Here is a 24,451-nt window from a genome sequence, read left to right on the forward strand (position 1 = left end):
CTCGCGCCGCTACCGGAGATGGTGGCCTGCCCCGCTCCGAGGGGAAGCGGGGCGGCTGCCCAAAGAGGATACTGTATTGCCCCGGGCGGCCGACGCCGGGGGCGCTACTTGGGGGCGAACCGCTGGCCCGCGTCCAGCCGCAGGCACTGGCCGTTGAGCATCGGGATTTCCACGATGGCCTGCACCAGCCGGGCGTACTCCTCGGGCCGGCCCAGCCGTTTCGGGAAGGCGGCGTCCTTGGTCAGCGCGGTCGCGAATTCGTCCGGGATGCCCTTGGTCAGCCCCGTGGCGAACAGGCTCGGGGCGATCGCCAGCACCCGGATGCCCAGCGAGCCCAGGTCCCGGGCCATCGTCAGGCACATGCCCGCGATGCCCGCCTTGGCGGCGGTGTAGGCGACCTGTCCGATCTGGCCCTCGAAGGCCGCGATGGAGGCGGTGTTGATGATGACGCCGCGCTCCTCGTCCTCGGGCTCGTTCTTGCTCATGTGCGCGGCGGCCAGCCGGCTGATGTTGAAGGTGGCGATCAGGTTGAGGTCGACGACCGACTGGAACGACTCGAGGTCGTGCGGGCCGGTCTTGGTCATGGTCCGCTTGGCGATGCCGCCGCCGGCGGTGGTCACCGTGACGTGCAGGCCGCCCAGCTTGTCGACAGCGGTCGCCAGCGCCTCCTCGGTCCCGGTGAAGTCGGTGACGTCGACGGGGTAGAACGCGCCGCCGACCGCTTCGGCGACGGTCTTTCCGTCGGAACCCTCGCGGTCGAAGATCGCGACCTCTGCGCCGCGCTCGGCCAGCAACTCCGCGGAGGCGCGACCCATGCCCGACGCGCCACCGATGACGATGACCTTCTTCCCGTTGATCTCCATCCGGACCTCCTTCTAGACCTTGTCAGAATTCACGAAATTTGTAACGTTAACTAGGCACGCTAGCGTGTCCGTGCCAAGGGCTTGTCGGCGAGCCATGCCAAGCTGAGTTTCGTGCTCCTCCTCGACGTCGCAAGCACGTCGCTTGAAGTCGGCGGCACGTCGTCGCGGCTGACCAAGGTCGCCCACATCGCCGACCTGCTGCGCCGCGCCGCGGCGGACCCCGGCGAGGTCGCGACCGTCGTGTCGTGGCTGTCCGGTGAGCTGCGCCAGCGCCAGATCGGCGTCGGGTGGGCGTCGCTGCGCTCGCGCCCACCGCCCGCGTCGCATCCGACGCTGACCGTCGCCGGCGTGGACGGCACCTTCTCCCAGATCGGCGCGGTGTCCGGCAAAGGCGCGCAGGCCCGGCGCGCCGAGCTCGTCGCAAAACTGTTCGCCGCCGCCACCGACACCGAACAGACCTTCCTGCTGCGATTGCTCGGCGGCGAGCTGCGCCAGGGCGCGCTGGCCGGAATCATGACCGACGCGGTGGCCAAGGCCGCGGGCGTCCCGCCCGCCGCGGTGCAACGCGCCGCGATGCTCGGCGGGGATCTGCCGGCGGTCGCGGTGGCCGGTTTGACGGCCGGCCCGTCCGGCTCGGCCGCCGCGCTCGAAGCGTTCACCCTGCGGGTCGGCCGACCGGTCGGCCCGATGCTGGCCCAGACGGCCACCGGTGTGGCCGAGGCGCTCGAACGCCACGGCGGCACAGCCATTTTCGAGGCGAAGCTGGACGGCGCGCGCGTGCAGATCCACCGCGCCGACGACGAGGTGACGGTGTACACCCGAAGCCTCGACGACGTCACCGCCCGGCTGCCCGAGGTGGTGGAGGCGACGCTGGCGCTGCCGGTACGCGACCTGATCGCCGACGGCGAGGCCATCGCGCTGCGCCCCGACAACCGGCCGCACCGCTTCCAGGTCACCGCCTCGCGGTTCGGGCGATCCGTCGACGTTCCCGCCGCCCTTGCCGCCCAACGGCTTTCGGTGTTCTTCTTCGACATCCTGCATTACGACGGCGCCGACCTGCTCGACGCGCCCACCACCGAGCGACTGGCGGCCCTGGACGCGCTGGTGCCGCGGACGCAGCGCGTCGACCGGTTGACGACGTCGGACCCCGCGGCGGCCGCCGGCTTCCTGAACGCCACCCTGGCCGCCGGGCACGAAGGCGTGATGGCCAAGGCGCCGGACGCGGCCTACCTCGCGGGCCGCCGCGGGGCGGGGTGGCTGAAGGTCAAGCCGGTACACACGCTGGACCTGGTGGTGCTCGCCGTCGAGTGGGGCTCGGGCCGGCGCCGCGGCAAACTGTCCAACATCCACCTGGGCGCGCGCGACCCGGCCAGCGGCGAATTCGTCATGGTGGGAAAGACTTTCAAGGGCATGACCGACGCCATGCTGGACTGGCAGACCGCGCGGTTCACCGAACTCGCGGTCGGCGGCACGGACGGCTACGTCGTCCGCGTCAGGCCCGAGCAGGTCGTCGAGGTGGCCCTGGACGGCGTGCAGAAATCGTCGCGGTACCCCGGCGGGGTGGCGCTGCGGTTCGCCCGGGTGGTGCGCTACCGCGACGACAAAAGCCCCGCCGAAGCCGACACCATCGACGCCGTGCAAGCCCTGTATTAAAACGCGCGTTGTCAGCGGTGCGCGCGTAGGGTTTTCGCCGTGGCAATCCAAGAGCAGGACAAAGAAGTCAGCTTCATCCACACCGACACCCAGCTACCCCCCGTCGCGATCGTCGACCGCTCCCCCATCACCGCCCGCCACAAGATCGTCATCGCCGTGATCGCCGTCGTCGGCGCCGTCGCCTGGGCCGTCATCGCGTTCGCCCGCGGCGAGACGGTGAACGCGGTGTGGTTCGTGATCGCGGCGATCTGCACGTACATCATCGGGTTCCGGTTCTACGCCCGGTTGATCGAGATGAAGGTCGTGCGCCCGCGCGACGACCACGCCACCCCCGCCGAGGTGCTCGACGACGGCACCGACTACGTCCCCACCGACCGGCGGGTGCTGTTCGGCCACCACTTCGCCGCCATCGCCGGGGCCGGCCCGCTCGTCGGCCCGGTGCTGGCCACCCAGATGGGCTACCTGCCCTGCACCCTCTGGATCATCGTCGGCGCGGTGTTCGCCGGCGCCGTGCAGGACTACCTGGTGCTGTGGATCTCCACCCGCCGGCGCGGCCGCTCCCTGGGCCAGATGGCCCGCGACGAGCTCGGCACCACCGGCGGCGCCGCCGCCCTGCTGGGGGTGCTGGTCATCATGGTGATCCTGATCGCGGTGCTGGCGATGATCGTGGTCAAGGCGCTGGCCCAAAGCCCCTGGGGGGTGTTCTCGATCGCCATGACCATCCCCATCGCCCTGTTCATGGGCGCCTACCTGCGGTTCCTGCGCCCCGGCCGGGTGTCGGAGGTGTCGGTGATCGGTTTTGTGCTGCTGCTGATCGCCGTCGCCTCCGGCAACTGGGTGGCCGAAACGCCTTGGGGCGCACACTGGTTCACCCTGTCGCCGGTGGTGCTGAGCTGGTGTCTGATCGTCTACGGCCTCGCCGCCTCGGTGCTGCCGGTGTGGTTGCTGCTGGCGCCCCGCGACTATCTGTCCACCTTCATGAAGGTCGGCGCCGTCGCGCTGATCGCGATCGGCATCTGCGTCGCGCGACCGCTCATGCAGGCGCCCGCCGTCTCCCACTTCGCCACCCGGGGCGACGGCCCGGTGTTCGCCGGGTCGCTGTTTCCGTTCCTGTTCATCACCATCGCCTGCGGGGCGCTGTCCGGCTTTCACGCGCTGATCTCCTCCGGCACCACCCCCAAGCTGCTGGAGAAGGAAAGCCAGATGCGGCTCATCGGCTACGGCGGCATGCTCACCGAGTCCTTCGTCGCCGTGATGGCGCTCATCACCGCGTCGATCATCGACCAGCACCTGTATTTCACCCTCAACGCGCCGGCCGCCCAGACCGGTGGCACCGCGGCCACCGCCGCCGACTACGTCAACAGGCTCGGCCTGTCCGGCGCGCCCGCGACGGCCGACCAGATCAGCCGGGCGGCCACCAGCGTCGGGGAGAAGTCCATCGTGTCGCGCACCGGCGGCGCGCCGACGCTGGCCTGGGGCATGTCGGAGGTGCTGCAGCGCGTGTTCGGCGGCGCCGGCCTGCGGTCCTTCTGGTACCACTTCGCGATCATGTTCGAGGCGCTGTTCATCCTGACCACCGTCGACGCGGGCACCAGGGTCGCGCGCTTCATGCTCTCCGACATGCTCGGCAACCTCGGCGGTCCGCTGGCCAAGCTGCTCAACCCGAGCTGGCGCCCCGGCGTGTGGGTCTGCAGCCTGGCCGTGGTGGCCGCGTGGGGCAGCACGCTGCTGATGGGCGTGACCGATCCGCTGGGCGGGATCAACACGCTGTTCCCGCTGTTCGGCATCGCCAACCAGCTGCTCGCGGGGATCGCGCTGACCGTCATCACCGTGGTGGTCATCAAGAAGGGCCTGCTGAGGTGGGCGTGGATCCCCGGGGTTCCGTTGCTGTGGGACCTGGCGGTGACGCTGACGGCGTCGTGGCAGAAGATCTTCTCCGGCGATCCCGCGGTCGGCTATTGGACCCAGCACTCGCAATACCTGGCGGCCAAACACGCCGGCAAGGCCTCCTTCGGGTCGGCCAAGAACGCGCACCAGCTCGACGAGGTCATCAGGAACACCTTCATCCAGGGCACCCTGTCGATCCTGTTCGCGTTGGTCGTCGTCATCGTTTTGATCGTCGGAGTTGTGGTGTCGCTCAGGGCAATTGGGGGCAACGGCAGGCCGCTGACCGAGGAAGAGCCGGTGCCGTCGAAACGATTCGCTCCCTCGGGCCTGATTCCCACCGCCCGGGAGCGAGAGGTGCAGCGGCAGTGGGACGCGCCCGACAAGGTCGTGTCGAAGGCGCCCGCGCCGTCCTAAACTTGCGCGATGAGAGTCGGTATCGACTTCGGCACCACCCACACCGTCGTTGCCGCCGTCGACAGGGGCAACTATCCCGTCGTCTCCTTCGACGGGGTCGACACCTGGCCCTCGCTCGTCGCCGCCAACCCCGCCGGGGAGTTGCGCTTCGGCCCGGCCGCGGCGGCCGTGCGCCACGAGCCGGGGTGGTCGGTGCTGCGATCGTTCAAGCGGCTGCTCACCGAGGCCGGCCCGCAGACCGAGGTGACGCTGGCGGGCCGCAACCACCGGCTGGCCGACCTGCTCACCGGTTTTCTGGTCGAGCTGAAACGCGACCTGCAGCGCGGGTCCAACGCCAGCCTCGCACCGGGCGAGCCGATCGAGGCCGCGATCAGCGTCCCGGCCAACGCCACCAGCGCGCAGCGCCTGCTGACGCTGGATGCCTTCGTGGCGGCGGGTTTTCACGTCGCCGCGCTGCTGAACGAACCGTCGGCCGCCAGCCTCGAATACGCCCACCGCTACCGCTCCACCATCACGGCCAAGCGCGAGTACGTCCTCATCTACGACCTCGGCGGGGGCACCTTCGACGCGTCGCTGCTGAAGATGACCGGCCACGAGAACGAGGTGGTCGTCAGCGAGGGCATCCAGCGCCTCGGCGGTGACGACTTCGACGAGGCGATCGCGGACCTCGTCTTAAGCCGGCTGAACCTGGCAACCGTGGACGCCGCCACCCGCGAGCTGCTGCGCGAGGAGTGCGCCGCCCGCAAGGAGGCCGTCGGCCCGCAGACGCGCCGTTTCCTGGTCGACCTCGCCGGGGTCGACGAGGCCGACCGGCCGCCGTTCTCCTGCGCCGTCGACGACGTCTATGCGGTGTGCGCGCCGCTGGTCGACAAGACGATCGCGCTGCTGCGCCGCGTCCTGGGCGACTCGGGCGGCGGCCGCGCCGACGTGGCGTGGTCGGAGGTGGCGGGCATCTACGTGGTGGGCGGGGCCGGGGGCTTTCCGCTGGTGTCGCGGATGCTGCGCGCCGCCTTCGGCGAAAAGCGCGTCAAGCGCTCCCCGCACCCGTTCGCGGCGACGGCGATCGGCCTGGCGGTCTTTTTGGACAAGGAGGCGGGTTTCGAGCTGTCCGAACGGTTTTCGCGGCACTTCGGGGTGTTCCGGGAGGCGCATGCGGGCACCGACGTGGTGTTCGACCCGATCGTGCCCAAGGACGCCTCGCTCCCGCCCGACGGGCACACGCCGCTGGTGGTCAAGCGGACGTATCGCGCGGCGCACAACATCGGGCACTTCCGCTTCGTGGAGTGCAGCCGCCTGGTCAACGGCCGGCCCGACGGCGACGTGACGCCCTACGATCCGGTGCTGTTTCCGTTCGACCCGGCGCTATTTGACCGCGACGACCTGGGGCGCCAACCCGTCGGCCGGTGGAGCGAGGGCCCTGACGTCGAGGAGCGCTACGTCGTCGCCCCCGGAGGCGCGGTGGAGGTGACGCTGACCACCCAGCCGGCCGGCTTCAAACGCACGTACCGACTGGAACGGTGCGCGGCGGGTCTATGAGTCCGCGCCCCGCCGGGAATGCCCCCGGGCATGGCATAGATCGATTTGGACACCCTGTCGACCCCCGGCCGCGGCTACACCGTCATCGATCAGGACGACGACGACCCGGTCTTGCGTGATCGGGAGGGCAACGACGTCGAAACCTGGTGGGAGCGGTATCCGTACGACCACCGGATGCGCGCGACGAATAGGAGCCGCTGAAGCGACGCCTGCAAATCGAGCTGCTGAAGCCGCAAACCACGGCATGCGCATCGGCGCCCGGCACGTGATCGTGTTCGAGGGACGCGACGCGGCCGGCAAGGGCGGGACCATTCGGCGGTTCATGGAGCATTTCAACCCGTGCAGCGCGCGGGTGAGCAGGCGCAGTGGTATTTCCAGCGGGGAAATCGTGTTGTTCGACCGGTACAACCGCGCCGGCTTGGAGAAGGTGATGGGATTCTGCAGGCCCGAGCGGTACGACGAATTCTTGGATCAGGCACCGCTTTTGGAGCAGACGCTGGTGGCCGACGGGATAAGCCTGCCCAAGTCCTGGTTTTCGGTGTCGCCCGCCCAGCAGCGCACCCGGTTCGCTGTCCGGTTGGTCGACCCGGTCCGGCGGTGGAAGTTTTCGCCGATGGGCATCGAGTCGATCAACAGGTGGGACGACTACACCGCGGCCAAGGAGGCGATGTTCGCGGCCACCGACACCGACGCCGCTCCCTGGATCGTGGTGCGCAGCAACGACAAGAAGCGGGCCCGGATCAACGCCATGCGATACGTCCTCGCCAAGACCGACTACGACGACAAGGATCATCAGGTGGTGGGCAAGCCGGATCCGAATATCGTGGGCCGGGCGCCGACCGACTGAACGGCGCGCCGCGACCGGAAGGAACGCTCTATGTCCACCTGGCTCATCACCGGCTGCTCGACCGGCCTCGGTCGGGCCCTGGCCGACGCCGTGCTCGGCGCCGGCCACAACGCCGTCGTCACCGCCCGCGACGTCGAGAAGGTCGCCGACCTGGCCGACGCGGCGCCGGAGCGGGCGCTGGCCGCCGCACTCGACGTCACCAAGCCCGCCCAGGTCACCTCGGCGGTGCGACGGGCGGTCGAGCGGTTCGGCGGGATCGACGTGCTGGTCAACAACGCCGGCTACGGCTATCGCGCGGCCGTCGAGGAGGGTGACGACGCCGACGTGCGGGCGTTGTTCGAGACGCACTTCTTCGGCACGGTCGCGATGATCAAGGCCGTCCTGCCGGGGATGCGCGCCCGCCGCAGCGGCGCGATCGTGAACATCTCCTCGATCGGGGCAACCGTGACCCCGGTGGGATCGGGTTACTACTCGGCGGCCAAGGCCGCCATCGAGGGGATGAGCGGGTCGCTGCGCGGTGAGCTTGCGCCACTGGGCATTTCGGTCACGGTCGTCGAGCCGGGCGCGTTTCGCACCGACTTCGCGGGCCGCTCGCTCGCGCAGTCGGCCACCGTCATCGACGACTACGCCGCCACCGCCGGGCAGCGCCGCAAGGAAAACGACACGATGCACGGCACCCAGGCCGGCGACCCCGCCAAGGCGGCCGCCGCGATCATCGCGGCGGTCGAGTCCAGCGCGCCGCCCGCCTTCCTGCTGCTCGGTCCCGACGCCCTGGCCTACTACCGCCACGTCGCCGCACAACGCGCCGGCGAGATCGCGAAGTGGGAAGAGCTGACCACCAGTACCGACTTCGACTGAGGCTCAGCCGCGCAGCGCCGGCAGCACCTCGCGTTCCCACGTCGCGAAGAACCCGTCCAGGTCGGGGCCGATCTGCTGCACGTAGACCTCGTCCAGGAAATGGTCGCCGACTCCTGGATGGAGATCGAGGCCTTCCGCCTGCTCACCCTGCAAACCGCTTGCAAGATCGACCAATTCAACGATTACCAGGCGGTGCGCGCCGACATCTCGGCGGTGAAGGCCATGATGCAAAAGGTGCTGCACGACGTGTCGGCGCGGGCGCTTCAGCTGCACGGGTCGTTGGGCACCACGCACGAGATGCCCTTCGTGCAGTACCTGGCGGAGTCGTTTGTGCTCGGTCTCGCCGACGGTCCCACCGAGGTGCACAAGGTGACGCTGGCGCGCCTATTGCTGAAGGACCGAGCGCCCGCGCCGGATCTGTTTCCCTCCGAGCACCTGCTGCGGCTACGCGCGGCCGCGGAGGCGAAGTTCGCCGGCACGCTGGCCGGAATCCCGCGCGGCTAAACGGCTTTGGTGACGCCGACGTAGGACAGCACCACGTCGGACTGGTCGGTCACCCGGGTCAGCACCGCGTACGAGCGCACGAACGACTGGCCCACGCACCCATCGATCTTCACGTGGAAATTGCTGACCATGACCCAGGGATTGGGCCCCCTGAACTCCTTTTTGACCACCGGGACCACGATCACCAGGCCGGGCTTGAGCCCGACGTTGAGCACCCCCGCGACCGGAGCGACAACCAACGGCAGCACCTCGCCCGGCACCCCGGTGACCGGGCCGGTGACGCCCGGCGTGATGCCGGCGGTGCCCCCGATCGTGACGCCATCGGACGTGCTCATATCGATTCCGCAGCCGATCTCGTAACCCACCTCGAGGATGCCCCGAGGGGGTTCGGGGCCGATGAGCGAACCGACAAACGTTCCGCTGGCGAGGTATTCGCGCGACGACACGGCGGTGGTCAACGGTGGCACCGGGACTTGCGCCTCGTCCTTGGCGCCGAGGCCGAGGGTCCACCCGTCGGGCGTGTTCAGGGTCACGGGTGGGTTCGACGGCAACGCCCCCTCGGCCGGTGGCGCCGCGACCGCACCGGCCGGCTCGGCGTCGGGCTCGGCGCTCGTCGATGGCGCCGTCGATATACCCATCACCAGGCAAACCGCGGCGACCGCAGCGCGGCGAACGACCACGGTTATCGGCCTCACGCGCGCCACCGTAGGCACGCCGCGACGCGGCTCGTGGAATTTGCTGGCCGGCCGACCGCAGTTGTTGTGCGTTCGTAACTGTCGCGCGACATAAGTTTGCCACTGGCGGTGGACTCTGGGATGGCCGATAATCGCTAGCACGGGGCGACGAAGGGAGTGGCGGTGATAGTGCGCATGGCCGCCGGCGGGCTGCTGGCCGGTTCGATGGGCCTGCTCGCCCTCGCGGCCGGCACGGGCACCGCGCAGGCGCAACCGGACACCGCTGCGCCCCCCGCTCCCCCGATCGAGGAATTGCTGACGGAGTCTTTGGTGACGCAGACGCCGTCGCTGTTCACCATCCCGGCCGATCGGGGCCGCCCCTCGGAGGTGAACTGGGACGGCGTCGGGATGTACTGCCAGAACCTGTACATCAAATGCGGCTGAACACGGCGCGCTCTAACAATCGCGGCAGGCCGGGCGCCATGGCCTCCAGTTCGGCCCGCGGTGAGCGCCTTCGGCGGTTGTGCTTGACGATCAGCGCCCACGTCGCCGCGGACTTGAAACACGCCAAGGCGGTGAACCACACCAAATCCGGTACGGCGTCGCCCAGTTCACGTTGGTAGAGTTCGACGAGTTCGGCGGTCGACGGTGCCGTCCTGGCGCCGGGTGCGCAGCGCGTCGACCGAATGGCTCCCCCCGCCGGCGAAGACCAGCAGGAAGAAGCCGAAGCAAAACAGGATCGCCAAGGCCCCGCCGTTGCCCGCGGGCGGGTCGCCGATCGGCCAGAGCGACTTCGGCTGATGCATCCAGAAGTAGGCGACGGCCATGTGCCCCGAGGCGATGAACGCCGCGGCGCGGGTGAACAATCCGGCCGCGATCAATAGGCCCGCGACGAACTCGATCAGCCCGGCATACCAGGCGGGCCACGCGCCGACCGGAACCGGCGCCGCGGACGGAACGGGCCAACCGAACAGGATCCTCGAGCCGTACCCGGCGAACATCAGCCCGTAGACCAACCGGAACAGGCTTAGGACCGCGGGCCGATAGGGGGCGAGGCGATCGGTGAGGGGCGTCGTCACCCCGACAACGTTACGGTCGCGACCCAGGCGAGCAGCCGCCGCCACAACCGGTGCCGGCCCGACGCCATGTTGTGGCAGTGCGCGCTGTCGGGCACCACGACGGTGGTGATGTCGGGGCTGCGCCGGTACGCGGCCGCCTCGGCGCGCGGCTCCGGGGACACGTCAACGGCGCCGTAGCCGATGAACACCGGGACGTCGATCTGTGCGGCGTGCTCGGCGACGACGCCGGGGATCATCGCGGTGCCGAAGATCCGCGGTACCACCGACTTTGCGGTGACGCAGTCGGCGGCGACGACATCGGCGGGAACGTCGTCGAGGTGGAACCAGCTCTGCAAATACTCGCGCGGGCCTTCGAAGTACGGTTCCCGCAGGGCGGCGAGGAGCTGCTCGGCGAGCGCGGCGCGCCCCCGCGGGGTGGCGGCGCTCGCGATGAAGGCGGCATCCAGGTTCAGCGGCGCCACATGGTGATTGGTACAGCCGAGGACCGCCAGCCCGGCGTAGCTGGAGAACAGCGATTGCTGGGTGATCGCCAGGTACGCGCCCAGCGAGTGCGCCACGGCCACGGCCGGCGCCCGTTCGCCCGTCGCATCCGGCAACGCGGCGACGGCGCGCGCCAGGGCCGCGGCGATGTCGGCGAAGTCGAAATCCTTTGTCGGTTTTGAGCTTTCGCCGGTCCCCAGCGGATCGATGGTCACCACGCCGTAGCCGTTCTCGGCGGCGAACTCGGCGAAGCTGTAGTTGCGGTGGCCGGGGATCTGCAGGTCCCAGTAGTCGCGGTTGTACGTGCCGCCCGGCAAGCAGACGAGCACGCCGCCGGAGGGGGCGCCGCGCGGCGGGTAATAGGTCGCGGCCAGCGATGCCTGCTCCCCGAGGACGTCGCCGACATCGATGCGCAGCGGTCGCGCGGGAAACCTCATAGGACTGACTAGGCTTCCACGTCGCGATGCGATGTCAACCCCCGCGCTCGACCGGTGTGCCCGGTCGTGGCAGGGTCTTCGGGCAAGGAGGCGTGGTGACGTACCTGTTGTTGCTCGGTGCCATCTTCTCGGAGGTGGCGGCGACCAGCCTGCTCAAGAGCACCGAGGGGTTCACGCGGCTCTGGCCGACCGTGGTCTGCCTGATCGGTTACGCCGTCTCGTTCGCGCTGCTGGCGGTTTCGATCTCGCGCGGCATGCAGACCGACGTCGCCTACGCGCTGTGGTCGGCCATCGGGACGGCGGCGATCGTGTTGATCGCGGTGCTGTTGCTTGGCTCGCCGCTGTCGGTGGCGAAGGTCGTCGGCATCGCGCTGATCATCGCCGGCGTGGTGACGTTGAACCTGTCCGGCGCGCACTGATTGGTGCGGCGGCGCGGTCGGGCGCTGCGCGGCTAACTCCGTTGCGGCCCAACGGAAATGAGTCGGGCGCACGGGTCCTGGCAGGCGTGGTTGATCCCGGGTAGCACCTGGCGCGCGAAGTCGCCGCCGGTCCGGACGGTCAGCGCCGCGATGATTCCGCCGGCCACGCAGAAGCCGGCGGTGATGAGCATCGCGACCGAGAAGCCGCGGCCCAGCGGCTGCCCCGGCCCGGCGCTGATGCCGGCCGCGACCGGCAGCACGGCGATCGCCAGCAGCCCGGCCAGCGGCGCCACGGTGATCGCCAGGCCGACGCCGAACACCACGACGGCGGGCAGGACCGCCCCGACGTACGTCGCCCCGGGCACGACCCGCGACATCAGCGCCAACGGTAGCCGGGCTGGCTCCTTTGCCGCCGGCGTCGCTGACTCGCTCATGCCTGACGATTCTGCGCCTGCGCCGAAGCGCCGGTTTGTTGCCGGTGCTTGGGCTCCCGTTCATGTGGCAGACGCCAATTGCGCGCCCGCAGTGCAGACATCCCTGCCACACTGGCGCCCTGCCAACATCCGCTGCCGGCCGCCAGGGAGTAGGTACCCACATGACCGATGTCGAGCAGACGCCCTCCGACGGAGCCTCGCCCAGCCCCACCCGCGCCGACCTCGTCGAGCACTCCCGGACCGGGATGGGCGCGGCCGCGCTGCAGCGCGCGATCACCGACCACCTGCGCTACTCGATCGGTCGCCCGGCCGCGGCCCTGCGTCCCGAGCACTACTACCGGGCGCTGGCGCTCGCGGTGCGCGACCGCATGCAGGACCGCCGGGTCGCGTCGACGCAGACCTCGTTGGACCTCGGCCGCAAGGTGACCTGCTACCTGTCGGCCGAATTCCTGATGGGCCCGCAGCTGGGCAACAACCTGTTGAACCTGCGCATGGAGCGGGCGGCCAAGACGGCGCTGGCCGCGATGGGCCAGGACCTCGACGAGGTGCTGGCCTGCGAGGAGGAGCCGGGGCTGGGCAACGGCGGCCTCGGCCGGCTGGCCGCCTGCTACTTGGACTCGCTGGCCACCCTGGAGCGCCCCGCGATCGGTTACGGCATCCGCTACGAGTTCGGCATCTTCGACCAGGAGATCCGCGACGGCTGGCAGGTCGAGCAGACCGACAACTGGCTCAACAACGGAAACCCGTGGGAGATCGCCAAACCCGACGTCAACTACCTGGTCAAGTGGGGCGGCTACGCCGAGCACTACACCGACCCAGACGATCCGGCCGGGCGCGACCGGGTTCGGTGGGTGCCCGGGCGGCTCTTGAAGGGCGTCGCCTACGACACCCCCATCCAGGGCTACGGCGTCAACACCTGCAACGTGCTGACGCTGTGGAGCGCGCGGGCCGTGAAGTCGTTTGCGTTGGACGCCTTCAACACCGGCGACTACTACAAGGCGGTCGAGGACGAGGTGACGTCGGAGACGGTCACCAAGGTGCTCTACCCGAATGACGAGCCCGAGGCCGGCAAGCGGCTGCGCCTGCTGCAGCAGTACTTCTTCGTGTCCTGCTCGCTGCAGCACGTCCTGCACATCATGGACGACCTCGCCGACGCGGGCGTGCAAGAACTGCCCCAGCGTTTTGCGTTGCAGCTCAACGACACTCACCCGTCGATCGGGGTGGCCGAGCTGATGCGGCTGCTGGTCGACGAGCGCGAGCTGGGCTGGGACGAGGCGTGGGACATCACGGTCGCCACGTTCGGCTACACCAACCACACCCTGCTGCCCGAGGCTCTCGAGACCTGGCCGCTGGAGATGTTCGCCGAGTCGCTGCCCCGCCACCTCGAGATCATCTACGAGATCAACCGCCGCTTCCTCGACGAGGTGCGCGCCAGGTTCCCCGGCGACGAGGACCGGGTGCGCCGGATGTCGCTCATCGGCGAGGATGGCGCCAAGTTCGTCCGAATGGCGCACCTGGCGACCGTCGGCAGCCACGCCATCAACGGCGTCGCCGCGCTGCACTCCGAGCTGCTCAAAGACAGTGTGCTTAAAGACTTTTACGAAATGTGGCCGGAGCGGTTCAGCAACAAGACCAACGGCGTGACGCCGCGCCGCTTCCTCGCCCTGGCCAACCCCGGCCTGCGCGAGCTGTTGGACCGCACCGTCGGCGACGGCTGGCTGACCGACCTGGGTCGCCTGCGCGGGCTGGAGCCGTTTGTCGACGACGCGTCGTTCCGGCAGCAGTGGCGCGACATCAAACGCGCCAACAAGGCGCGCCTGTCCAAGTACATCCGCTCGGTGGCCGGTGTCGAGCTGAGCCCGGACTGGATGTTCGACGTGCAGGTCAAGCGCATCCACGAATACAAGCGCCAGCACCTCAACGTCCTGCACATCGTCGCGCTCTACCACCGGCTCAAGCAGAACCCCGGCCTGTCGATTCCCCAGCGCGCCTTCGTCTTCGGCGGCAAGGCCGCCCCGGGCTACTTTATGGCGAAGCGGATCATCAAGCTGATCAACGCCGTCGGCGAGACCGTCAACGCCGACCCGGACGTCAACCGGTTCCTCAAGGTGGCGTTCGTGCCGAACTTCAACGTGCAAAACGCGCACCTGATCTACCCGGCCGCCGACCTGTCCGAGCAGATCTCCACCGCGGGCAAGGAGGCGTCGGGCACCGGGAACATGAAGTTCATGATCAACGGCGCCCTGACCATCGGCACCCTCGACGGGGCCAACGTCGAGATGCGCGAGGAGGTCGGGCCCGAAAACTTCTTCCTGTTCGGCCTGACGGTGCAGGAGGTCGAGGCGCTCAAGGCGAACGGGTACCGGCCCGCCGACTACATCGACGGCAACGACGAGCTGCGCGCGGTGCTGGATCTCATTGCGGGCGGGGCATTCTCGCACGGGGACACCGAGGTGTTCCGGCCGCTGGTGGATAACCTGCGCCACGACGACCCGTTTTTGGTGTGCGCCGACTACGCGTCCTACATCGACTGCCAGGAGCGGGTGAGCGCGGCGTGGCAGGACCGGGACGCGTGGACGAAGATGTCCATCCTGAACACCGCACGCAGCGGCAAGTTCTCCTCCGACCGTGCCATCGCCGAGTACTGCGACGAGATCTGGAACGTCTGGCCGCTGACCGTGAAGTTGTGAGGCCGGCCGGCGTCGCCCAGCGTGCACTCATGGCGAAGATTTTCGAAAATCGCCGCCCTGACAGCACGTTCGGTGCGGCAAGGGGCCCGGCTTCAGCCGTAGCCGGGTAGCTCCGGCACGCCGTCGGCGGTCAACCAGCCGCCGCCGTCGACGACCAGCGTGGCGCCCGTGACGTAGGACGCCGCGTCGCTGGCCAGAAACAGCACCGCCTGCGCGACCTCGGTCGTCGAACCGGGGCGCCGCAACGGGTTTCGGGCGGTGCGGTGCTGGTCGTCGCCGGCGATCCGCCTGACCCCCTCGGTTCCCGACATCGCGCCCGGGGCAACGACATTCACCCGCACCCCGTCGGGTCCCCATTCGATCGCGCAGCTGCGGGTCAGCGCGTCGATGCCGGCCTTGGCCGAAACGACGTGCGCCTGCAGGGCCATGCCGCGGTACTGGATGGCGGCGCTGACGTTGACCACGGCGCCGCCGTGATCGCGCAGCCACAGCTCGTGGGCCGCCTTCGACACGTTGAACGTCCCCAACAGGTCGATGTCCACCACGGCCTTGAACCCGTTGGGGCTGAGGTCGGCGATCGGGACGGGGAAGTTCCCGGCGGCGTTGTTGACGACGACGTCGAGCCGCCCGAACGCTTGCAGCACCCGCTCGACGACCGCGGTCACCTCGTCGTGGCGGCGGACGTCGCAGACGCCGTACATGGCCTCGATCCCGGCTTCCCGCAGCGCCCCGACCGCCGCTTGCAGGTTGGCTTCCTTGCGGCTGCAGATGGCGACGCGGGCACCGTGGGCGCCGAGCACCCGCGCGATCTCCAAACCGAGCCCGGTGGCGCCACCGGTGACGAGCGCGACCCGACCTTCGAGCAGGTCGGCCCGGAACGGGCTCGGGCGGGACGTCGCGGTCACCGGCTCACTAGAACACGTTCGGAACTCGGTTGGCAACGACGGAGCCGCCCGGTCCTCGGCTCAGCCGACGTTGCGGGTCCTGTGTTTGTGCAAGACGGCCGACCACGACACGACCTCTGGGTGCTTTTTGAGCATGGCCCGACGCTGGCGCTCGGTCAACCCGCCCCAGACGCCGAACTCGACCTTGTTGTCCAGCGCTTCCACCGCGCACGGGAACATGACGGGGCACCGGCGGCAGATCGCCGCCGCCCTGCGCTGGTCGGCCCCTCGCACGAAAAGCTCGTCGGGGTCGAGCGTTTGGCATAGGGCCTGAGACACCCAGCCGCTCGGCTCTTGCGGGTTGGCGCTGCGGACAACGTCGTCCGACCGCCTAGTGTCCGTTTGGTTAACGGCGCGCACTAAACGTGACATGACCTGGTCCTTTTCTATGGCCACCGACATGCGACCCCAGCCGCGGGCCGCCGCTGCGACTTACCCGAACTCGCGGCGACGAAACGCAAAATACCTTCGCCGGCCGAATTTGGCGTGTTGATAACACGCCGGATACCTGGTCGTGACACGGTACGCAGGTGCACGCCCCACCCCCGGTCACCCGGTCACGCCCGGTCGACCGGTTCCACGACCTGTGCGAGGCCGTCGTCGGCCGACTCCCGTTCGGGCTCAAATCTCTTGTCGCGCCAACCTTTCTCGGCTTCTGCCTGATCAACGGGCTCACGTTCGGCGTCGACCTGGCCCTCCTCACCGGCCTGCACAGCGGCCTGAAGATCCCGGTGCCGTTCGCCGTCACCCCCGCCTACGCGACCGCCTTCGCGCTCAGCTACGCGCTGAACCGCACCTTCAACTTCCGGTCGCACACGTCGGTGGGGCCGCAGCTCGCGGTGTACGTGGTGGTGGTCGTCGTCAACTACCTGGTCTTCATCCTGGGCGTGTCCAGCGTGCTGGCGGCCGTGGGCGTGCAGTACCAGCTGGCGCGCCTGGTGGCGGGTTGTTGCGAAGCGGTGTACATGTACTGCGCGATGAGGTGGCTGGTCTTCCGCCGTTGACCTCCGGCAACACCCGCCGATACGTTCTGGGAATGACGGAGAGCCTATTTGCCCTTCTGACCGTGGCAGCCCTGGTGCTGGCGTTGGTATTCGTGTCGTTTGCCGCCGTATACATCAAACGGCTCGGCGACCGAGTGCCGCTGCCGATAAGCGAAGAAGTCGGGAGCGCCAAGGCGGTCGTGACCAAAGTTCGCAAACGCCAACCGATGTCGCGGGAGGAACTGGATTATGCCAAGCGGCTCCTGGCCGATCGTAGCTCTTTGATGACGCTCTGCATTCCCGGCGCTCTTTTCACGGTGGGCTGTTTTTATGTGTTCGGCAGCCTTTACCACTTGCACGGGGCGACGCCCTCCGAGCGGACATTTCTCGGGGTGTTTCCCATGCTCGCCTCCATGAACCTCACGACCCAGATTCTTCGCAGCGCGCGCCTGAAACGGCGGCTGCGGAAGATGTCCTGACGCGGCATTGCGGTCGCGTTCCCCCCGCGGTGCGGATAGGGTTTGCACCACCCATGTGCATTAAGTACATGACCGTCTACTATCTGCATGGTCCCGGCGGGACCCGGGGGGAGAAGACGATGTCCGGACCGAGCAGCGGGAGGTGATCGCGTGTGAGCCCTCGTTCAGTCGGCAGGACTGTCTTGGCGCGAATTTGGATGCCGCTGGTTGCTGTCGTGGCGGTCGGCGTGGGCGCGGTGGGTATGTGGAAGGTGCACCAGTTTTCTGCCCCACCGCCGGTCATCACCGTCAACGGCCCGGCGGCGCCCCCGGAATTCAACATCAAGCGGCTCACGTATGAGTTGTTCGGCTCGGTCGGACAGGGCGGGATGCTGGTCTACGTCGACATCGATGGGCATCCGCATCAGGTTGATCTGGCCACTTTGCCGTGGTCGCATACCGAGGCGACCACGCTCACTGTGGTGTCGGGCAGCATTTCGGCGCAGGTTCATGGTGGTCAGGTCGGTTGCCGCATGCTGGTGAATGGCGTTGTGCGCGCTGAGCAATCCGACGATCATCCGGACGCCCACGTCTTTTGCATAGTGAAGTCCGCATGAGCGAGCCGCCGGCCGGGCAGCGCGTGAAGCGGCCCTTGGTGCCCAGGATGGTCCGCGTTTTGGCGATACCGATCATCGCCTTTTGGGCCCTTTTGGCGGTGTCGACGAACACGTTCATGCCGCAGGTGGAGCGGGTCGCCGAAGAGCTCGCGGGGCCGGTGGTGCCGCACTACGCGCCGTCGCAGCGGTCGTTGCTGGCCATCGGCGCGAAGTTTCACGAGTCCGATTCGACGAGCTTGGCGATGCTGGTGTTCGAGGCCGACCGGCCGTTGGGCGACACCGACCATAGGTATTACGACGACCTGGTGCGCCGGCTCAAGCAGGACCCCAAGCACGTGCAGTACGTGATGGACCTGTGGGGCAAGCCGATCACCGCGGCCGGGGCGCAGAGCCTCGACGGCAAGTGCGCGTATGTGTTGTTGCGTCTTGCCGGCGATATCGGCCAGATGCAAGCCAACCAGTCCGTTGCGGCCGTGCGGGATATCGTCGCCAAGGACACGCCACCGCCCGGGTTGAAGGTTTATGTCAGCGGCGCGGCTCCGCTGGCTTCGGACACGGTGGGCATCGCGAATTCGAGCCTGAACAACATCACGATCGTCACGATCATCCTCATCCTGGTGATGTTGCTGCTGGTGTACCGCTCGATCGTCACCCTGTTCGTGCCGTTGGCCGGGGTGTTGTTCGAGATGCTGGTCGCCAAGGGGGTCATCTCGACGCTCGGGCATTTGGGCTATATCGAGCTGTCCTCGTTCGCGGTGAACATCGTGGTCGCGCTGACCCTGGGCGCCGGGACGGACTATGGCATCTTTTTGATGGGCCGCTATCACGAGGCGCGACAGGCCGGCGAGGGCCGGGAGGAGGCGTTTTACACCGCGTACAAAAGCGTCACGCCGGTCATCCTCGGCTCGGGCCTGACGATCGCGGGGGCGTGTTACTGCCTGACGTTCGCGCGCCTCAACTACTTCCACACCATGGGGCCGGCGGTGGCCATCTCCATGCTGTTCACCATCGCCGCGGCGCTGACGCTGGGCCCGGCGTTTTTGACCGTGGGCAGCCTGTTGGGGCTTTTCGACCCGCGGCGCGCCGCCAAGGCACAGCTGTACCGGCGGATCGGGACGAGCGTGGTCCGGTGGCCGGTGCCGATCTTGGTGGCCAGCGCCGCGGCCGTCGTCTTCGGGGCGGTCTTCGTGCCGACGTACCGGCAGAACTACGACGACCGCCAGTACCAGCCGCACAACGCGCCGGCCAACCAGGGTTTCGCCGCGGCGGATCGACACTTCCCGAAGAGCAAGCTGTTTTCTGAGATGCTGATGATCGAGACGGATCACGACATGCGGAATTCGGCGGACTTCATCTCATTGGACCGGGCGGCCAGGGCCCTGATTCGCCTCCCCGGCGTGGCGATGGTGCAAAGCATCACCAGGCCGCTGGGCCGGGCCTTGGAACACGCCACCATCCCCTACTTGTTCACCACCCAAGGCAGCGGTAGCGGCCAACAACTGCCGTTTAACAAACAGCAAAACGCCAATACGGCCGAGCAGGCCCAGATCACGCAGCACACCGTCGAGGTGTTGCGCAAAGAAATCGACTTCTTCCAAACGATGTCCGATGAGATGCACAAGACCGTCCTCACCATGGAAGACATGCAAAAGGTCACCGACGAGCTGAGGTCGAACCTTGCCAACCTCGAAGACTTCTTCCGGCCGATTCGCAGCTATTTCTATTGGGAGCGGCACTGTTTCGACATCCCCATCTGCTGGGCCTTCAGATCGCTGTTCGAGTCGATCGACGGCCTGGACAAGCTGGCCGACGACATCACAGACGCCGTATCGTATCTCGAGGTCATCGACAAGACCTTGCCGCAGATCATCACCCAGCTAAAGCTCACGGCCGACGACTCGGAGGCGTTGGTCTCCCTGTTAGTGAGCAGCTACGGCCAGTCGTCCCTGCAGTCCACCCAGACCGACCAGACATTCAACGACCAGGTCAACGTGGGGCTCGACTTCGACCAGTCTCGCAGCGACGACTTCTTCTACATCCCACACGAGGGTTTCGACAACGAAGACGTCAAGACCGGGATGGCGCTGTTGATGTCGCCGGACGGCAAAGCCGCGCGGATCATCGTCACCCACGAGGGCGACGCCAACGGCCCCGAAGGCGTCGAGCACGTCGAACAGTTCCCCACGGCGATAACCACGATCCTCAAAGAAACCTCGCTGGCCGGCGCGAAGGTATACATCGGCGGGTCGGGAGCAACCAACAAGGACATCAAGCAATACGCCGCGTCCGATCTGCTCATCGTGGCGATCGCCGCCTTCGTGCTGATCTTTTTGATCATGCTGTTTCTCACAAGAAGCCTGATGGCCGCCGTCGTCATCCCCGGCACCGCGGCGTTCTCCTACGCCGGGGCGTTCGGGCTGTCGATCCTGGTCTGGCAGCACCTCATCGGTCTGCCCCTGCACTGGCTGATATTGCCGCTGACGTTCATCATCCTGGTGGCGGTGGGTTCGGACTACAACCTGCTGCTGATCATCCGCGTCAAGGAGGAACTACACGCCGGTATCCACACCGGTCTGATCCGCGCGCTCGGCAGCACGGGTGGCGTGGTGACCTCGGCGGGTCTGGTGTTCGCGTTCACCATGCTGGCGATGCTCACCAGCGACCTGCGAACGATCGGTCAGGTGGGCTCCACCGTGTGCATCGGCCTGCTGCTCGACACGCTGATCGTGCGCTCGTTCGTGGTGCCCTGCATCATCAGAATCCTCGGCCCGTGGTTCTGGTGGCCCACACTGGTACGTCCCCGCCCGCTACGGCCGGCGTGACGCCTCTCTAGACGAAGGCGCGCAGGCGATTTCGTTCGTTACGAAGACCGTGACGTAACCGATCGGGATGCCGGTGCGGGCCGCGATGTACTTGCGCGCGGCCAGCTCCGCCGCGGCCCGGCTGGCCACGCGGACCAGGCCGCCGATCTCGGGGACCCGGACCGTCCACCCGTCGGCGTGGCGGGTGACCTCGATGTCGAAGCACTGGCCGACAGTTGGGCACTTGACGAGCTGCGTGGTACGTCGCGTACGGGTGCGGCGCAACGCCTTTGGACGCCGCAGAGTGGGCTGAACGGACATGGCTGCTTTCCTAGTCAGACACGGGCCGCGGGCAAGACTAATCCGATTCGCGCGGAAAACCTAATCGGCCGGTGCGCGAAACCCACGCGTCGGCCGCCGCTTGGTGGCAGAGTCGACCTGCGGCGAAGTGACGCGCTCGCACCCAAGGAGGGCACCGTGACGGTCGTTTTGGTGCATGGCAACCCCGAGAGCGACGCAATCTGGGGGCCGCTGGTCGACGCGCTGGGACGGGACGACGTGGTGCGGCTCTCTCCGCCAGGCTTCGGCGCGCCACTGCCGGAAGGCTTCCCGGCGACCTACCTGGCCTACCGCGACTGGCTCGAGGGCGAGCTGGACGACATCGGCGAGCCGGTCGACCTCGTCGGCCATGACTGGGGCGGAGGCCACGTCATTAACGTGGTGATGCATCGGCCCGAACTTGTCCGCAGCTGGGTCAGCGACATCCTTGGGTGCTTCGACCCCGAGTACGTCTGGCACGACCTGGCGCGGATCTGGCAAACCCCCGGCGAGGGCGAGCAGCACGTCGACACCTTCCTGGGCGGCACGGTCGAACAGCGGGCCGCCATGTGGTCCGCCGCCGGAATGCCGCCCGACATCGCGGCCTCGATCGCCGCGGCGCAGGGGCCTGAGATGGGCCGGGCGATCCTGCTGCTCTACCGATCCGCACGCCAGCCCGCGATGGCCGAGGCCGGCCGCGCCCTCGGTACCGCGGCGGCCCGGCCGGGTCTGTCCATTCTGGCCACGGAAGACACCTACGTCGGGTCGGAGGCGATGCGCCGTCAGGCGGCGCGACGGGCGGGGGCGAAGACCGAAGTGCTCGACGGGCTCGGGCATTGGTGGATGATGCAGGACCCGGCCCGCGGTGCGGCGGCCCTTGTGCGGTTCTGGGAGACGCTCGGTTGAGCCAGCCCCGGTCAGCCCGGGCGTCTCGCTGCGCCGCATCTGGCGCCGCCCCGCGATGTCGACCGGGACGTCGAGGCCGCCGAACTCGCGCACGCGCCGGTCAGGCCCACATCCGCGCGGCGCTTAGCCGGATGCGGCGTGCGGTCAGCGACACCAGTAGCGTAAGCGCCAGCCTGCCCACCGCGATCCGGCTCGTTCGCTTCTTCCAGCTTCGCCGCGTCGGGCGGTCGCGACGGCCGAAGTAGTAGCCGACGCAGGTCGCCATCGCGAGGGCGGCGATGGCCGCGAGCACCGTCACGATATGAGCGTGCTCGGTCACCGTCGCGGCGAGGTCACACTCGAGAAACGCCTCGGCCACGAGTCCAACGGTTCGGCGTCGCTGAGACAGCATCGTCGCCGCCGCTTCAGCGATTGACTCGGGCCGGTGAACCGCAAAGACCGATTTGATATCGACTGCCGCACACTACTTCTGTTCACAAAACCCGAAAATTTAGCATCACCACGATGCAGGACTTGTCGGTCGATGTGCCCCTCCAGCGATCACCCGCCATTCCCCGGCGCGACGTATTGCGTTACGGCGTCGCCATGTCCGCGCTGCCGGGACTGCTTTTGGCGACGGCGAGTGTCGCCGCTCCCGTGGCAGCGGCCACCCCGGTGCCGGCTGCCGCCCCCCGCAGACTGATCGACTTTGCGATGCGCCAGATTCCAGCCGAGCAGATTCGAGCTGCGGGCTACTCCGGGGTCATCAACTACGTGTCGCTGTCGCGGCCCGGCTCGTCCATGGGCGCCAAACCGATCACCCGGGCTTACGCCGAGCAGCTCACCGCTGCCGGGCTGATGATCGTCAGCAATTACCAATACGGAAAGCCCGGTGGGACAGCACCATCGGACTTCAGGCGCGGGTTCGAGGGCGGCGTCGCCGATGCTCGCACCGCCTGGCGACTGCATACCGCGGCGGGTGGCGGCCAGAGTGCGCCGATCTTCTTCAGCATCGACGAGGACATCAACCACGACACCTGGGAAAACTTGGCGCTCAAGTGGTTTCGCGGTATCAATTCGGTACTGGGAGTGCAGCGCACCGGCGTCTACGGCGGTATCGACGTGTGCCGATGGGCCGCCGCCGACGGCGTGATCGGGAATTCGCGCACCCCCGGCCACCGGTGGGCCTGGCAGACCAAGGCCTGGTCCCATGGGCAGATCGAGCCCACCGCGGTTCTGTACCAACGCGTGGTGAGCACCCCCTCGAATCCCGGCCCGGTGGTCGGGGGGCTCGAAGTCGACGTCAACGACGTCCTCGCCGAGGATTGCGGTCAGTGGAACCTGCATCCCTGAGCCGCTGACGAATCCGGGGACCAGCGACAACTACGGCGCCGGGGCCGGGCGCTGTCAGATGACGGGATTGCGTGCCGCGGAGAACCGTTCGAGCTGCATGGGCGGTCCGCCCGCGGGCGGCGGCGGTACCACGCTGGCGACCCCGTCCATCACGGCCACGACGGTCGAGGTTTGCCGGTTGAAGCTCAGGGTGCCGTGCTGGAAGTTCTGCACGATCCACTCCGGCTCCTGAATCTCGGCGCTGGTCGGCAGGCCCAGCGGGCCGCGCTCGTAGCCCAGCGTGGCCCAGGCCTCGTAGATCCTGCCGGTGAGGGGCTGAGCCCCGGTGGCCGGCGACCAATAGATCGCGCCCTTGGCGAAGACGACGTAGCGGATCGAATCGCCGCTGGGCGCTTCGGGTGATGTGGGTGCGCCGAGCCCGCCGGTCATGCCGCCCGTCGCCTGCCAGCGGTCGTAAATCGCTCCGCCGTTCAGCGATTGCGCGACATCTTCTGCGCTGGGCGGTTGCTTGTACCGGGCCGCGATGTCGCGGATGCGTTCCATGAACGCGTACCCGGCGTTGCCCGGGCAGGCGGTTTCGCCGACGTCGCGATGGGCGAAGATGCTCGGCAGGGTCGGCGTGGCACCTCGCGGGAAGCGCGTGTTGGGTCCGCCGGCGGAAGTCAGCGCGACGGTGCCCTCCGGGTTCACCGCGTCCATCGCCAGCCGCCATCCCAGCAGCTGGCCGGCCGCGCGCACTTGCTCGGGCGTGGGGGGCGCCTGGCTCAGATCGCCGATCATGCACACCGCCCAGGTGTCGGTGTTGAATCCGCCGGTGTGTACGCCCCGGACGGGTTTGGCGATGCCGCCGAACCGGCCCTCGAAGACCTGGCCGTACTTGTCGACCAGCGCGTTGTAGCCGATGTCGCCCCAGCCTTCATTCAACGCGTGGTGCTGGTAGATCGAGCGCACGATGGCCGCCGAGTCCGTCGGCGCGTAGTCGTTGCCGGTCGCGGAGTGGTGCACGATCCCGGCCCGAATTCCGTTGCCCCAGACGGGCCCTCCGCGGCGTATCGACTCATCGGCGCCCCACCCGGCGCGGCTGATGATGTTGATCGGCTGGCCCGGCGCCATCGCCACTGCCGACAAGTAGGGGTCCGCGGGTGCGCGCGCCGGGCCCACGAGCACGTCCGTGGCGATCCCCAAGCCGAGGACAATCGGCGCGGCCGCAGCGCATTTCAGCACATTGCGCCGGGAAGCCTGGCTGTGACAGCCTGATTTGGCCCCGGGTGGGCGGTCGAAAGTGGCCCCACCTGTGTGGTCGCGGGTGTGCTGTTG

23 protein-coding genes and 4 pseudogenes are annotated in these 24,451 nt (G+C 68.2%); 15 read left to right on the forward strand and 12 right to left on the reverse strand.

All coding sequences use genetic code 11. The features are described 5' to 3' along the window. Positions 1–104: 104 nt before the first annotated feature. Complete coding sequence (locus tag AWC19_RS07035) at positions 105–863, reverse strand: SDR family NAD(P)-dependent oxidoreductase (protein WP_085077338.1); 759 nt, start codon at positions 861–863, stop codon at positions 105–107. Positions 864–974: 111 nt separating this feature from the next. Between AWC19_RS07035 and AWC19_RS07040 the strand changes: the two genes are divergently transcribed. The 5 genes and pseudogenes from AWC19_RS07040 to AWC19_RS07060 all read left to right on the forward strand — a co-directional run bounded on the left by AWC19_RS07040 (position 975) and on the right by AWC19_RS07060 (position 8,058). Beyond that, on the forward strand, positions 975–2,516 hold the full coding sequence (locus tag AWC19_RS07040; RefSeq protein ID WP_085077374.1) for an ATP-dependent DNA ligase: 1,542 nt from the start codon (positions 975–977) through the stop codon (positions 2,514–2,516). 39 nt (positions 2,517–2,555) lie between these two features. Continuing rightward, entirely contained in the window at positions 2,556–4,817 is a 2,262-nt protein-coding gene (locus AWC19_RS07045; RefSeq protein WP_085077339.1) for a carbon starvation CstA family protein, read from the forward strand. 9 nt (positions 4,818–4,826) lie between these two features. Beyond that, a complete protein-coding gene (locus AWC19_RS07050; RefSeq protein WP_085077340.1) occupies positions 4,827–6,353 on the forward strand; it encodes an Hsp70 family protein in 1,527 nt (508 codons plus the stop codon). A 45-nt stretch (positions 6,354–6,398) separates the two neighbouring features. Further along, positions 6,399–7,200: pseudogene (locus tag AWC19_RS07055) on the forward strand (polyphosphate kinase 2 family protein). 30 nt (positions 7,201–7,230) lie between these two features. Next, a complete protein-coding gene (locus tag AWC19_RS07060; protein WP_085077341.1) occupies positions 7,231–8,058 on the forward strand; it encodes an oxidoreductase in 828 nt (275 codons plus the stop codon). 3 nt (positions 8,059–8,061) lie between these two features. On the opposite strand, the pseudogene AWC19_RS31540 reads toward AWC19_RS07060, so the two are convergent. Beyond that, positions 8,062–8,163: pseudogene (locus AWC19_RS31540) on the reverse strand (LLM class F420-dependent oxidoreductase); the annotation flags it as partial. Here AWC19_RS31540 and AWC19_RS07065 point away from each other — a divergent pair. After that, a pseudogene (locus tag AWC19_RS07065) lies at positions 8,140–8,562 on the forward strand (acyl-CoA dehydrogenase family protein); the annotation flags it as partial. The pseudogenes AWC19_RS31540 and AWC19_RS07065 overlap by 24 nt on opposite strands. Here AWC19_RS07065 and AWC19_RS07070 read toward each other — a convergent pair. Next, a complete protein-coding gene (locus AWC19_RS07070) occupies positions 8,559–9,242 on the reverse strand; it encodes an MspA family porin (protein WP_085077342.1) in 684 nt (227 codons plus the stop codon). The pseudogene AWC19_RS07065 and the gene AWC19_RS07070 overlap by 4 nt on opposite strands. A gap of 177 nt (positions 9,243–9,419) precedes the next feature. On the opposite strand from AWC19_RS07070, the gene AWC19_RS07075 reads away from it, so the two are divergent. Further along, a complete protein-coding gene (locus AWC19_RS07075) occupies positions 9,420–9,680 on the forward strand; it encodes a hypothetical protein (protein ID WP_142281037.1) in 261 nt (86 codons plus the stop codon). On the opposite strand, the pseudogene AWC19_RS30405 reads toward AWC19_RS07075, so the two are convergent. The 3 genes and pseudogenes from AWC19_RS30405 to AWC19_RS07090 form a co-directional block, all read right to left on the reverse strand. Beyond that, positions 9,667–9,888, reverse strand: a pseudogene (locus tag AWC19_RS30405) (phosphotransferase family protein); the annotation flags it as partial. The gene AWC19_RS07075 and the pseudogene AWC19_RS30405 overlap by 14 nt on opposite strands. Further along, positions 9,848–10,315 (reverse strand): DoxX family protein, encoded by a 468-nt coding sequence (locus AWC19_RS07085; protein ID WP_085077344.1) that lies wholly within the window; start codon positions 10,313–10,315, stop codon positions 9,848–9,850. The pseudogene AWC19_RS30405 and the gene AWC19_RS07085, both read right to left, overlap by 41 nt. Continuing rightward, a complete protein-coding gene (locus AWC19_RS07090; protein ID WP_085077345.1) occupies positions 10,312–11,232 on the reverse strand; it encodes an alpha/beta hydrolase in 921 nt (306 codons plus the stop codon). Before AWC19_RS07090 ends, AWC19_RS07085 begins: the two co-directional genes overlap by 4 nt. 95 nt (positions 11,233–11,327) lie before the next feature. Between AWC19_RS07090 and AWC19_RS07095 the strand changes: the two genes are divergently transcribed. Then, positions 11,328–11,651 (forward strand): DMT family transporter, encoded by a 324-nt coding sequence (locus AWC19_RS07095; protein ID WP_085077375.1) that lies wholly within the window; start codon positions 11,328–11,330, stop codon positions 11,649–11,651. Between the two features lie 32 nt (positions 11,652–11,683). Here the strand turns inward: AWC19_RS07095 and AWC19_RS07100 are convergent, their stop codons facing one another. Then, positions 11,684–12,085: a hypothetical protein gene (locus AWC19_RS07100; RefSeq protein ID WP_142281038.1), complete on the reverse strand. Its 402-nt coding sequence runs from the start codon at positions 12,083–12,085 to the stop codon at positions 11,684–11,686. A gap of 245 nt (positions 12,086–12,330) precedes the next feature. Between AWC19_RS07100 and AWC19_RS07105 the strand changes: the two genes are divergently transcribed. Further along, positions 12,331–14,775, forward strand: coding sequence for a glycogen/starch/alpha-glucan phosphorylase (locus AWC19_RS07105; RefSeq protein WP_085077376.1), 2,445 nt, complete (start codon positions 12,331–12,333; stop codon positions 14,773–14,775). A 92-nt stretch (positions 14,776–14,867) separates the two neighbouring features. Here the strand turns inward: AWC19_RS07105 and AWC19_RS07110 are convergent, their stop codons facing one another. Beyond that, on the reverse strand, positions 14,868–15,680 hold the full coding sequence (locus AWC19_RS07110; protein ID WP_085077347.1) for an SDR family oxidoreductase: 813 nt from the start codon (positions 15,678–15,680) through the stop codon (positions 14,868–14,870). A 60-nt stretch (positions 15,681–15,740) separates the two neighbouring features. After that, entirely contained in the window at positions 15,741–16,091 is a 351-nt protein-coding gene (locus AWC19_RS07115; RefSeq protein ID WP_085077377.1) for a WhiB family transcriptional regulator, read from the reverse strand. 158 nt (positions 16,092–16,249) lie between these two features. Between AWC19_RS07115 and AWC19_RS07120 the strand changes: the two genes are divergently transcribed. The 4 genes from AWC19_RS07120 to AWC19_RS07135 all read left to right on the forward strand — a co-directional run bounded on the left by AWC19_RS07120 (position 16,250) and on the right by AWC19_RS07135 (position 20,599). After that, the gene (locus AWC19_RS07120) at positions 16,250–16,723 is read left to right on the forward strand and encodes a GtrA family protein (RefSeq protein ID WP_245848786.1); all 474 of its coding nucleotides are present in this window, start codon (positions 16,250–16,252) and stop codon (positions 16,721–16,723) included. 32 nt (positions 16,724–16,755) lie between these two features. Further along, on the forward strand, positions 16,756–17,181 hold the full coding sequence (locus AWC19_RS07125; RefSeq protein ID WP_085077348.1) for a hypothetical protein: 426 nt from the start codon (positions 16,756–16,758) through the stop codon (positions 17,179–17,181). 197 nt (positions 17,182–17,378) lie between these two features. After that, positions 17,379–17,777 (forward strand): MmpS family transport accessory protein, encoded by a 399-nt coding sequence (locus AWC19_RS07130; RefSeq protein WP_085077349.1) that lies wholly within the window; start codon positions 17,379–17,381, stop codon positions 17,775–17,777. Between the two features lie 47 nt (positions 17,778–17,824). Next, entirely contained in the window at positions 17,825–20,599 is a 2,775-nt protein-coding gene (locus AWC19_RS07135; RefSeq protein WP_372508622.1) for an MMPL/RND family transporter, read from the forward strand. Here the strand turns inward: AWC19_RS07135 and AWC19_RS07140 are convergent. Then, positions 20,585–20,863 carry a long chain fatty acid-CoA synthetase gene (locus tag AWC19_RS07140; protein WP_085077379.1) on the reverse strand — a complete coding sequence of 93 codons (279 nt, stop codon included), beginning with the start codon at positions 20,861–20,863 and terminating at the stop codon, positions 20,585–20,587. The genes AWC19_RS07135 and AWC19_RS07140 overlap by 15 nt on opposite strands. A gap of 192 nt (positions 20,864–21,055) precedes the next feature. Between AWC19_RS07140 and AWC19_RS07145 the strand changes: the two genes are divergently transcribed. Next, positions 21,056–21,802 (forward strand): alpha/beta fold hydrolase, encoded by a 747-nt coding sequence (locus tag AWC19_RS07145; protein ID WP_085077351.1) that lies wholly within the window; start codon positions 21,056–21,058, stop codon positions 21,800–21,802. Between the two features lie 100 nt (positions 21,803–21,902). Here AWC19_RS07145 and AWC19_RS07150 read toward each other — a convergent pair whose 3' ends face one another. Beyond that, the gene (locus AWC19_RS07150) at positions 21,903–22,160 is read right to left on the reverse strand and encodes a hypothetical protein (protein ID WP_245848789.1); all 258 of its coding nucleotides are present in this window, start codon (positions 22,158–22,160) and stop codon (positions 21,903–21,905) included. 146 nt (positions 22,161–22,306) lie between these two features. Between AWC19_RS07150 and AWC19_RS07155 the strand changes: the two genes are divergently transcribed. After that, positions 22,307–23,134 carry a DUF1906 domain-containing protein gene (locus AWC19_RS07155; protein WP_085077352.1) on the forward strand — a complete coding sequence of 276 codons (828 nt, stop codon included), beginning with the start codon at positions 22,307–22,309 and terminating at the stop codon, positions 23,132–23,134. A 54-nt stretch (positions 23,135–23,188) separates the two neighbouring features. Here AWC19_RS07155 and AWC19_RS07160 read toward each other — a convergent pair whose 3' ends face one another. Next, on the reverse strand, positions 23,189–24,319 hold the full coding sequence (locus AWC19_RS07160) for an N-acetylmuramoyl-L-alanine amidase (protein WP_372508621.1): 1,131 nt from the start codon (positions 24,317–24,319) through the stop codon (positions 23,189–23,191). Positions 24,320–24,451: the final 132 nt, after the last annotated feature.

Origin of the sequence: Mycobacterium palustre, assembly GCF_002101785.1 — a bacterium.
GTDB lineage: Bacteria > Actinomycetota > Actinomycetes > Mycobacteriales > Mycobacteriaceae > Mycobacterium > Mycobacterium palustre.

What these genes read in the sequence shown, in the direction of transcription:
- AWC19_RS07035 (WP_085077338.1), bottom strand. Translation starts at nt 863, where the DNA reads ATGGAGATCAACGGGAAGAAGGTCATCGTCATCGGTGGCGCGTCGGGC.
- AWC19_RS07050 (WP_085077340.1), top strand. Translation starts at nt 4,827, where the DNA reads ATGAGAGTCGGTATCGACTTCGGCACCACCCACACCGTCGTTGCCGCC.
- AWC19_RS07060 (WP_085077341.1), top strand. Translation starts at nt 7,231, where the DNA reads ATGTCCACCTGGCTCATCACCGGCTGCTCGACCGGCCTCGGTCGGGCC.
- AWC19_RS07090 (WP_085077345.1), bottom strand. Translation starts at nt 11,232, where the DNA reads ATGAGGTTTCCCGCGCGACCGCTGCGCATCGATGTCGGCGACGTCCTC.
- AWC19_RS07100 (WP_142281038.1), bottom strand. Translation starts at nt 12,085, where the DNA reads ATGAGCGAGTCAGCGACGCCGGCGGCAAAGGAGCCAGCCCGGCTACCG.
- AWC19_RS07105 (WP_085077376.1), top strand. Translation starts at nt 12,331, where the DNA reads ATGGGCGCGGCCGCGCTGCAGCGCGCGATCACCGACCACCTGCGCTAC.
- AWC19_RS07115 (WP_085077377.1), bottom strand. Translation starts at nt 16,091, where the DNA reads ATGTCACGTTTAGTGCGCGCCGTTAACCAAACGGACACTAGGCGGTCG.
- AWC19_RS07125 (WP_085077348.1), top strand. Translation starts at nt 16,756, where the DNA reads ATGACGGAGAGCCTATTTGCCCTTCTGACCGTGGCAGCCCTGGTGCTG.
- AWC19_RS07130 (WP_085077349.1), top strand. Translation starts at nt 17,379, where the DNA reads ATGCCGCTGGTTGCTGTCGTGGCGGTCGGCGTGGGCGCGGTGGGTATG.
- AWC19_RS07135 (WP_372508622.1), top strand. Translation starts at nt 17,825, where the DNA reads ATGGTCCGCGTTTTGGCGATACCGATCATCGCCTTTTGGGCCCTTTTG.
- AWC19_RS07155 (WP_085077352.1), top strand. Translation starts at nt 22,307, where the DNA reads ATGCAGGACTTGTCGGTCGATGTGCCCCTCCAGCGATCACCCGCCATT.